Genomic DNA, 9,832 nt, shown 5'->3' with positions numbered 1-9,832 from the left:
CCCCCGATCCCTCGAACCGCACACCGCCAAAGCTCAGCGCACGCGCCCCCGCTTGGCCTCCATCGCGGCCCGCCCCTCCGCCCCCCGCAGCCGCCACTGGCGGCGCAGTTCCGCGCGGGCCCGGGCGTCCGTCTTGGCGACGATGCGCTGGTTCTCGCGGATCAGCTTGCGGTAGCTGTCGAGGCGCCGTTCGGGAAGCGTGCCGTCCTCGACGGCGGCGAGCACCGCGCAGCCGGGCTCCGCGTCGTGGGCGCAGTCGTGGAACCGGCACCGGGACGCCAGTTCCTCGATCTCGGAGAACACCTGTCCGACACCGCTCTCGGCGTCCCACAGGCCCACTCCGCGCAGCCCCGGCGTGTCGATGAGGACCCCGCCGCCGGGCAGCAGGACGAGGTTGCGCGTCGTCGTGGTGTGCCGGCCCTTGCCGTCGACGTCGCGGATCGCCTGGACCTCCATGATGTCGGCCCCGGCGAGCGCGTTGGCGAGCGTCGACTTGCCCGCGCCGGACTGCCCGAGCAGCACCGACGTACCGCCGGAGACGACGGCGGCGAGCACGTCGACGCCGTCGCCCGCCGTGGCGCTGACCGGCAGCACCTGCACGCCGGGCGCGGCGGTCTCCACGTCCTCGACGAGATGGCCGAGCGTGACGGCGTCCGGCACGAGGTCGGCCTTGGTGAGCACGACCACGGGCTGCCCGCCGGACTCCCAGCCGAGCGCGAGGAACCGCTCGATCCGCGCGAGGTCGAGCTCCGCGGCGAGCGACACCGCGATGATCGAGTGGTCGACGTTGGCCGCGAGGATCTGCCCCTCGGACCGCTTGGAGGAGGTGGAGCGCACGAAGGAGGTGCGCCGCGGCAGATACAGCTGTACGTAGCGGGGGTCGGCGCCGTCCGCGTCCACGGCGACCCAGTCGCCGGTGCACACGACCTTCAGCGGGTCGCGCGGGGTGACGAACTCGGTGTCGGCGCGCACGGTGCCGTCGGCGGTGATGACGTCGCACTGCCCGCGGTCCACCCGGACGACGCGCCCGGGTACGAGACCTTGCGCCGCGGACGGCGCGAACTCGGCCTCCCAGTCCGCGTCCCAGCCGTACGGGGCGAGGGGATGCGAGGAGCTGCGAGAGGAGAACGGAGAAAGAGAGGAGGAAGACAAGGGGGACCCTTCACAGGGGTGGCCCCGGCGCCCGCGCACGCTGTCGGCGCGGAGAGAGATCAGGTCAGCCGGTGACCACGGAGGTGGACTTGATGAACTTCCGGATGCGGGCAGCGCCCATCGCCTCGACAGCCATCGGTCAACACCTCCAGAACCTGCTCGGTCGAACCGGGCGGCCGGACGACCGCCTGGGAACACCCCGGACCTTAGCCAACCCCCCACCCGAACCGCCACCGCTTTTTTCGCGGCCCGGAATCCGGTACCGCTACGGCCGCCGCGCCACGAACACGAACTCCCGCCCCGGCCGGTCCGGGGCGTCGCGGATCTCGTCCACCACGTATCCCTGCTCGGTCAGTTCCGCCTCGATCTCCGCGCGCTCGCGAAAGCGCAGCGTGGAGTCCGACGTCAGGACCTCGCCGTCCGCGGCGAAGGCGTAGGTCCAGCGGTACGACACCAGGGGGCCTTCGACCGCCGTCACCTCGACCCGGCTCTCCACCGTGTCGCCGCCCGGGATCCGGGTCACGCCGCGGGAAGCCTCGTGGTTCCAGTTCTGCCAGGCGCGCCGGGCGGGGACCCGGGTCTCGAACACCAGGCGTCCGCCCGGCCGCAGGGCGTCGCGGGCACCCCGCAGGGTCTCCCGCCACGCGTCCGGGTCGGTGATCTGCTGGGCCACGTTCGCCGTCATGGTGACCAGGTCGACCTGCAGCGGCGGGAGCGCGGTCGCGTCGCCGTGGATCCAGCGCACCCGGTCGGCGCCGGGCTTGGCGCGGGCGACGTCGAGGGAGGCGCCTGCCGGGTCGATGCCGACGACGTCGATGCCGCGCCCGGCCAGTCGCAGCGCGAGGACGCCGGTGCCGCAGCCGATGTCGAGGACGCGGCGCGCGCCGAACTCCTCCGCCATCGCGAGGTAGGCGTCGAGGTCGGAGCGGTCGGGTTCGAGTGTGTCGTAGAGCGCGGCGAGGCGCGGGTTCGCGTACTCCGCATCGATCGTGTCGGTACCGGGAGTGGAGATTGCCTCCGCACCACGCCGGGAAGTCGCCCGACGTGCCGCGCGCCAGTCGGGTGCGAGGACCGACCAGATCTCGGTGTCCTGGCGTACGCCCCGGTAGGGGTCGTCCTCGTGTTTGAGGCCTTCGCGGCTCATGCCGAGGCGTCTGGCGACATTGACGCTCGCGGTGTTCTCGGGGGCGACCAGCCACTCCACGCGGTGCATGCCGCGCGCCTCGATCGCCCAGTCGATGACGACGCGCACCGCGCGGGTGACCAGGCCCCGTCCGGCGGCGTCCGGTTCCAGCCAGCAGCCTGCCTCGCAGGTGCCCGTCGCCGTGTCGAAGACCCGGAGGAGGACGCCGCCGACCAGTCGTCCTTCGAGCCGGATGCCGTAGAGGCGGCCGGTGTCGGCGGCCGCCTTGTCGGCGTACGCCTGGAGCCAGGCACGTGCGGAGTCCAGGTCGGCCGTGATCCCGGGGAGTCCCACGTAGCGCCCGATGTAGTCGCGGCCGCGGTCCATGTGCGCGAGGAACTCCTCGGCCTGCCAGGGTTCGAGCGGTCGCAGTTCGGCTCCGTCGCCCAGGGGTATCGCGAACATCATCGTCCTCCACAGTGGCCGCCGCGGTCGTTCCGGATCTTCGCACGGGGGCCCGCGTACTCGGCCGGAATTCTCTCCTCCGGCAGGCGTCGACGGCAGCTGCCGGGCGGCCGCACGGCCGCGAAGCCGCCGGATCGCGCCCACGGGGACATAGACGCAGACAGGTTGAGCGGAGGGGTCTGTTCCGGACAGATCCCGCGCCCCGGCGATCTGGCCGGTCTTGTCGTGGACGAATTAGTTGCCTCAGCCATCCAATGGGGACGGATCAGGGACGAACTGCGCTTGCGAGGTACTTCCATGACGGAGACAACGAACCCCATCGAATCCATCGCCTTCCCCCAGGACCGCACCTGCCCGTACCACCCGCCCACCGCGTACGCCCCCCTGCGCGAGGACCCGCCGTTCTCCCGCGTCAGCCTCTACGACGGCCGCTCCGTGTGGCTGGTCACCGGGCGGGCGGCGGCCCGTGAGCTGCTCATCGACCCGCGGCTCTCCGCCGACCGCGAGAACGAGGCCTTCCCCAGCCCCACCGAACGCTTCGCCCGCCTCCGCGACCGCCGCATCGCCCTGCTCGGCGTCGACGACCCGGAGCACAACGTACAGCGCCGCATGCTGATCCCCAGCTTCTCCGTCAAGCGCATCGCCGCGCTGCGCCCGCAGATCCAGGCGACGGTCGACCTGCTCCTGGACGCCATGGTCGAACAGGGCCCGTCCGCCGAGCTGGTGAGCGCCTTCGCACTGCCCGTCCCCTCGATGGTGATCTGCGCCCTGCTGGGGGTGCCCTACGGCGACCACGAGTTCTTCGAGGAGCAGTCGAGACGGCTCCTGCGCGGCCCCACCGCCGAGGACACCCAGGCGGCACGGGACCAAATGGACATCTACTTCTACGAGTTGATCGACAAGAAGCGCAAGGAACCGGGCGACGGACTCCTCGACGAGCTGATCCAGGAGCAGCTCTCGTCGGGCGCCGTGGACCCGGAGGAACTCGTCAGGCTCGCCACCATCCTGCTGATCGCCGGGCACGAGACCACCGCGAACATGATCTCCCTCGGTACGTTCACGCTGCTCCAGCACCCCGAGCGGCTCGCCGAGCTGCGGGCCGGGCTGCGCGCCGATCCGCCGCTGATGCCGGGCGTGGTCGAGGAGTTGCTGCGCTTCCTGTCCATCGCGGACGGGCTGTTGCGGGTGGCGAAGGAGGAGATCGAGACCCCGGCCGGCACCATCCGCGTCGATGACGGCGTCGTCTTCGCGACGTCCCTCATCAACCGCGACGGCGCGGTCTTCGACGGCCCCGAGGACCTGGACTGGCACCGCCCGGACCGTCACCACCTGGCCTTCGGCTTCGGCATCCACCAGTGCCTCGGCCAGAACCTGGCCCGCGCCGAGCTGGAGATCGCGCTGGGAACCCTCTTCGGGCGCCTGCCGGGGCTGCGGCTCGCGGCGCCCCCGCAGGACATCCCGTTCAAGCCGGGCGACACCATCCAGGGGATGCTCGAACTCCCCGTCACCTGGTAGGGGCGAGTGATGGAGCACATGACGATTCACATCGAGAAGGACCGGTGCGTGGGCGCGGGCATGTGCGCGCTCACCGCGCCGGGGACCTTCACCCAGGACGACGACGGCCTCAGCGAGGTGCTGCCCGGGCGCCAGGACGGCGGCGGCGATCCCCTGGTGCGGGAGGCCGCGCGGGCGTGCCCGGTGCAGGCCATCAGCGTCGACGAGGCCTGACTCGGCCTGAGGACACGTCACATACGCCTGTCGCACGGGAGCTTCACTCCCCCAGCGTCACCGTGAAGCTCCTGCCGTACGCGTGATGCGTGTCGACCTCGATGCGGGTGCCACCGGGGGCCCTGTCCACCCGGACCTCCGGGTCCCCGGTGACCCTGCGCAGGGGTCGGCCGCGGAGCAGGACCGTCACGGTGTCCCGGCCCATCGTCGGGTCGGACACCGCGACGCGGACGGCTCCGCCGCGGCCGCCCGCACGTCGGACGATCACCGAGGCGGGGCCGTCCACACGCAGACTCGCGGTCTCGTGCCGCCCCTGCGTGAAGGCGTTGGCAGCCGTCAGACCGAGGCCCGTATGGGTGACGGCCTGGAGGCGGCCGGAGTTGGCGAGGACCCGGAGCGGCCCATGGCGGTGGGCGCGCAGCCGGGCCTCGTCGGCGTTCGGCACCAAGGCGTAGGCGAGGCGGGCGGGGCGCGCACCGGCCGCCCCGTCGACGGTGACGCCCAGGACCGAACGGGTCACGGGCGCATCGGAGTTGGCGGTGCGCACGACCCGGCGGCTGCGGGTCACCTCGGCCAGGGTGACCCGCACCTCCGGCATGTCGAGGAAGACGTATCCGACGGCGGTGCCCTCCGTGGCGTTGGCGTAACGCAGCCAGCGCAGGTCGGCGGTGCCGGGACCGGTCCAGGGGCGGCCGTCGCGAAGGGCCCCGGTGAGGGAGATCCGGTCGCCGACCGCGGCGGTGCGGGCGTCGACGGTCGTGCTGACCGCCCGCCCCGCGTCGTCACCGACGTCGGCGGCGAGCACCACGATCTCGTCGTCGAGCAGGAACCACGACTTCGTCGCCGTCGCGGCCCGGTACACCACGAAGTCGTCGGGCAGCAGCGCCCGGTCGCGGTACGCCGCGTCGCTGGACTGCACCATCCCCGCGGCGCCGTACGCCCCGAGGACGGCGCCGCCCGAGTAGGGGTTGGTGCCGCGCGGGAAGTAGACGTACTTGTTCTGCGACTCCGACGACGACGTGAAATGGAGGGGGTGGTCGGGGTTGTCGTAGTACGGCTTGCCGTACAACTCCGGTACGGTGCGCCGCTGTTCGACGGGCGCGGTGACTCCGGCGAGGCCGTGGGGCGAGACGGTCGTGTAGTAGTCGACGCCGTACGCCCGGCTCTGGTCCTGACCCGACAGATAGAGGTAGTACGCGCCGTCGCCCTGGAACCAGGGCATGAGGTTCTCGCCGCTCATGTACTCGTACTTGCTGATCCGGTCGGAGCTCCGCGCCAGCGCGAAGGCGTAGCCCGGTCTGCGGTGCACCGTCCTGTCCATGGCGTTGAACGCGACGCTCCGCGCGGCCGGGTTGAGGTCGGCGGGCGGTACGGAGGCGTCGTCGAGGATGTCGGCGTACCGCACCACGCTGAGGGGCGAGACGAAGCGGGCCGGGTCGAGGGGGGCGCGCGAGGTGGCCCTGACGTGTTTGACGTGGCTCTTGAGAGCGGTGGCCGTGGCGCCCGACGCGAGCGAGGAGAGGTCGACGACGGCCTCGACGACCACCGCCACGTCGGTGTACCCGGAGTCGGGGCGCGACACCGCACGGCCCTTGACGATCTCCATCATCCAGCCCTCGAATATCAGCGGGGCGAAACCGTTTCGCACCCACCCGTACACGGTCGGCACGAGCTCCTCGCCGTGCGCGAAGCCGGTGCCGTCGAGGATCTTGAGGGTCTGCACGACACGGGTGAGCAGGCCCTTGCCGTACGAGCCGGTGTACGCGACGGACGAGTGCTGGATGAAGGAGCCGTCCGCGTAGTGGCCGTCCGTCACCTGGTGGTCGAGGTGGTACGGGTCGATGGTGGTGAAGACCGTCAGCTGGTCGGTGAGGGCCTTGCGGATGCGGGCCTCGCCCGGCTCGCCCAGGAGGGCGCCCTGCAGGATCCGGTTGGTGGTGATGTCGGCGAGGTTGGCGCCGGTGTGGAAGCGCGAGTCGAGGTCCACGTCGCCGTCGGCGCCGTTGCGCAGATAGGCGTCCATGGAGGCGACGTAGGTGGGCAGCAGGTCGGGGCGGTGGACGGACACGGCGTCGGCGAGCAGGACGAGGGTCTTGCTGACGTGCTGCGATATGCCGATCTCCCAGTGGAACCAGTTGCCGTAGTAGCCCTTGGACTGGTCCCCGTAGTAGCGCTCGTGCAGCCAGGCGAGACCGTCGAGCACCCGGCGCTGCGCGGCCGTGCTGCCGTACAGGTCGGAAGGGAGGCCCGGGGTGCGGGTGGCGAGGGCGATCTCGTACAGCCTGCGGTAGGCGGTGTTCAGGTTGGCCTCGTCGGTGCCGAGCACCAGACCGGCGAAGAGCTCGCCCTCGGCCGCGTCGTCCATCGCCTTCAGCCCGGCCCGCGCGGTCCTCTCGACGGCCGTGAGTTTCGCGGCGGCCTCCGGGCGTGCGTTCGAGTCGGCGGTCCCGGCGAAGACGGCCACGGTGTTGGCGACGATCCGGGCGCGGCCCTCCGCGCCCGCGGCGGCGCTCGCCGGGCCGACGGGGACCACCGCCAGCAGTCCGGCGGCCGACAGGGCGGACAACAGGCGTCTGCGGGTGATCTCCATGGCGGCCTCCAACGGCAAGGTGCGGGGCGGTCCGGGAGCGTGGCGCGGATTGCGGCGCGTGCGGCACGCGTGCGTGCGGCGTGCGGAGTCAAGCAGACGCCCCGACCGGCATCAAGGGTCCCCGGCCCTGGCGCGTCCCGCCCGGTTGATAGCGTCCGGTCCGATCATGGTGCCGTGCACGGGGGGAAGGGGAGCGCCATGCCCGAGAAGGGCGCGCCGCGCAGACGGCGGCGCACCTGGCTGGTGGCCGCTCTGACGGTGACCCTGCTGGCCGCGTCGTCGGTGACCTGGTTCGCCGTGTCGCGGGCCGAGGAGCGGGAGGACCGTCTTGACGCCAACCGGGAACTGGTCGCGCGCGGCTGCGCGGGACTGCTCCGCGAGGAGCTGTACTCCGCCGTCCCGGACGACGAGCGAGGCGTACTGGACGCGTACGGAACGCTGCTGCAGCCCGGGCAGGAGAGCCGCGCGCTGCTCGACTGCACCGTGGCCTGGGGCGGCGACGGCGGAGCCTCGGAAGCGGACGTGCGCGCAAGGGTGCGGGCCGAGGCGGTGCCTGACCGCACGTCACCCGGCGGCGTGACGGGCGACTTCGGTCTGCCCCTGCCACCGACCGCGACGGGCAGCACGGGCGCCGCGGACCCGTGGCACACCGGCCCGGTGGCCACGTCCTCCCTGCTCGTCGACTGCCCGAAGGGGCTGGAGGGGCGGGGCCGTTCGGTGCGGGACCTGCTCGTGTCGGTGGACCTGCCGACCGGGAGTGACGAGTCCGACGCGTACGACGTCCCGAAGGCCGAGCGGCTCGCGGCCGCCCGGACGGCCGCGAAGGTCGCCAACTGGGTGTCCCGCAAGCAGGGTTGCGGGAGCGAGCCGCTGCGCACCGAGCCCGGCGCCGCTCCGGCGAAGGCGCCGGAACTCTGCGCGTGGCTCTCCCCCAAGGGGCTGGGGTCGACACCGGGCAAGTGGTCCTTCGACGGGAACGACTCGGTGTACAACCGGCGCGCGGGCGCGTGCGGCGGGCAGTGGGACGACACGGCGGGCTCCCCCGGCCACCTCACGGTCAAGGCGGCGGGCGCGGAGAGCTGGTCGGGCGTGCTCGCGAGCGGCGCGTACGGCGAGTATGCCGACGAGTTGATGGTGCCCGACCCCGAGGGGCCGGCCTCGCACGACAAGCCCGTGCCGGTCGAGCGGTCGGGCGACGACCCGCAGCTCGCCCTGTGGGCCCGGTCCGAGTGCGCGGCGGGTCCGACCTATCACCGCGTGACGGTGACGCCCGCGTTCGACTTCGACTACGGCACCAAGGAGGGCAAGGTCGTGCTCGAACCGAAGGACCAGCGGCGTCTCTCGCGGAAGGTGCGCACCGTGCTCGACCGCTATCTGGCGGCGCCCGAGGGGTGGCCCCGGCGTTCGCACTGCCGCAGGACGACGATCGTGGGAGAGGTGGCGGAGTGGCGCGAGCGCGACTGACCCGGCGGGCGAGGACGGGGCGCGTCGTCCTGGCGTCCTGCGGGGCGCTCGTCGCCCTGGCCCTGATCGCGGGCGGCTTCTACTGGTGGGGCGGCCCGCGCGAGCGCCGCACGGCACAGCAGGTGCTCGACGAGGCCTGCGAAGGAGTGCTGCCCTCGCGCGAGATGCGGGACCTGCTCGGGGACGGGCCGTTCGAGTCGGGGAACGGCCGGGTGGACGTGCTGTCGGCCGAACGGGCCGCGGACGGCGACCGGGACAAGGGACGCACGGTCACCTGCGCCGTCACCGGCGACGGCGTGCCCGTGGCGGGCAGCAACAGCAACGAGGCCGAGGTCCAGGTCACCGTGCAGAGCGTGCCGCAGCGGCGCGACGACGACACCGGAGTGACCCCCGCGGCCGTACGCACCTTCGAAAGGGGCCCGTTGTACCCGCGACCGGCGACCGAGCTGCCGCCCGTCGGGCTCGGCAACGGCTGGCGCGGCCTGTTCACGACCGCCGAGTCCGCCGGGGACACGAACCCGTCCAGCAGCAGCAGCGCCACCGTGGTGACGCTCCTTGACTGCGCCCGGGACCGCGGCGGGCTCCTCGTCACCGTCGACGCGGAGGACGAGGACGCCACGCTGGACGACCCGCGCCGTCGCGCCGCCGTCGCGCGGGTCGCCACGGCGACGGCCGCGAAGGCCTCCGGGAAGTGGGGATGCGACGCCGAGCTGGGCGAGCGGCCGCGCACGGTGGCGCTTGCGGTGAACGCCGACGAGAGCGTGCCGCTCGCCGACGCGTCCGGGACCTGCCGGGGCGTGCCCGGCCGGGGCGCGCGGCTCTCCCGGGCCTGGGAGAGCGCGAGCGCCGACAGTCCCGTCGAGGTGTGCGTCGTGGCGGGCGAGCGGCCCGAACTGGCGGGCACCGGACCGTCGGACGAGACGCCCCGCTACCACTTCGTCGCGTCCTACGGCCCGTACGCGCAGACCGAACGCCTCGCCTACGAGCAGCGCCACGGCCAGTACACCGAGAAGCCGGGCCCCGGCGAAGCCCCGGCCGGGCGGCTGGCGGACGGCGGCCACTGGGCGAGCGCGGCCTGCCGGGACGGCAGCGGCCCCGCACTGTTCACGGTGCGGGACGAAGGGGCGTGGCGCGAGGACAGGTCCGGCTCGTACGACGAGCACCGCGCGAAGCCGTCCGCGGCCGACCTGGCGTACGAGCGCGCCGCGCTGAAGGAGTTCGCACGGCGCTCGGCGCGGGCCCACGGCTGCGGGACACCGAAGCTCCCCTGAGGCCCGCGGCGCCCGTGCGGGCCCGACCGGGAGCGACCG

The 9,832-nt window shown here is 73.0% G+C and carries 7 protein-coding genes and 1 pseudogene; 4 read left to right on the top strand and 4 right to left on the bottom strand.

The features are described from left to right. Positions 1-33 precede the first annotated feature (33 nt). The 3 genes and pseudogenes from rsgA to AOK03_RS44340 all read right to left on the bottom strand — a co-directional run. The gene (gene rsgA / locus AOK03_RS28565) at positions 34-1,152 is read right to left on the bottom strand and encodes a ribosome small subunit-dependent GTPase A (RefSeq protein WP_055568234.1); all 1,119 of its coding nucleotides are present in this window, start codon (positions 1,150-1,152) and stop codon (positions 34-36) included. 265 nt (positions 1,153-1,417) lie between these two features. Then, the gene (locus AOK03_RS42150) at positions 1,418-2,140 is read right to left on the bottom strand and encodes a class I SAM-dependent methyltransferase (RefSeq protein WP_055568241.1); all 723 of its coding nucleotides are present in this window, start codon (positions 2,138-2,140) and stop codon (positions 1,418-1,420) included. A 165-nt stretch (positions 2,141-2,305) separates the two neighbouring features. After that, positions 2,306-2,740 (bottom strand): annotated as a pseudogene (locus AOK03_RS44340) (GNAT family N-acetyltransferase); the annotation flags it as partial. A 297-nt stretch (positions 2,741-3,037) separates the two neighbouring features. Between AOK03_RS44340 and AOK03_RS28555 the strand changes: the two are divergent. Both AOK03_RS28555 and AOK03_RS28550 read left to right on the top strand, forming a co-directional pair. After that, on the top strand, positions 3,038-4,255 hold the full coding sequence (locus AOK03_RS28555; protein WP_055568233.1) for a cytochrome P450: 1,218 nt from the start codon (positions 3,038-3,040) through the stop codon (positions 4,253-4,255). A gap of 18 nt (positions 4,256-4,273) precedes the next feature. Further along, on the top strand, positions 4,274-4,468 hold the full coding sequence (locus tag AOK03_RS28550; protein WP_055568232.1) for a ferredoxin: 195 nt from the start codon (positions 4,274-4,276) through the stop codon (positions 4,466-4,468). A 43-nt stretch (positions 4,469-4,511) separates the two neighbouring features. On the opposite strand, the gene AOK03_RS28545 is transcribed toward AOK03_RS28550, so the two are convergent. Then, positions 4,512-7,058, bottom strand: a complete 2,547-nt coding sequence (locus tag AOK03_RS28545) for a polysaccharide lyase family 8 super-sandwich domain-containing protein (RefSeq protein WP_055568231.1) — start codon at positions 7,056-7,058, stop codon at positions 4,512-4,514. Positions 7,059-7,256: 198 nt separating this feature from the next. On the opposite strand from AOK03_RS28545, the gene AOK03_RS28540 reads away from it, so the two are divergent. After that, positions 7,257-8,522: a hypothetical protein gene (locus AOK03_RS28540; protein WP_055568230.1), complete on the top strand. Its 1,266-nt coding sequence runs from the start codon at positions 7,257-7,259 to the stop codon at positions 8,520-8,522. Further along, positions 8,504-9,793 (top strand): hypothetical protein, encoded by a 1,290-nt coding sequence (locus AOK03_RS28535; RefSeq protein ID WP_055568229.1) that lies wholly within the window; start codon positions 8,504-8,506, stop codon positions 9,791-9,793. The genes AOK03_RS28540 and AOK03_RS28535 overlap by 19 nt, the downstream gene beginning before the upstream one ends. Positions 9,794-9,832 lie beyond the last annotated feature (39 nt).

The sequence above is a fragment of the Streptomyces atriruber genome (assembly GCF_001418325.1).
GTDB classification, from domain to species: Bacteria; Actinomycetota; Actinomycetes; order Streptomycetales; family Streptomycetaceae; genus Streptomyces; species Streptomyces atriruber.
This window is presented reverse-complemented; position numbering and strand designations above follow the sequence as displayed.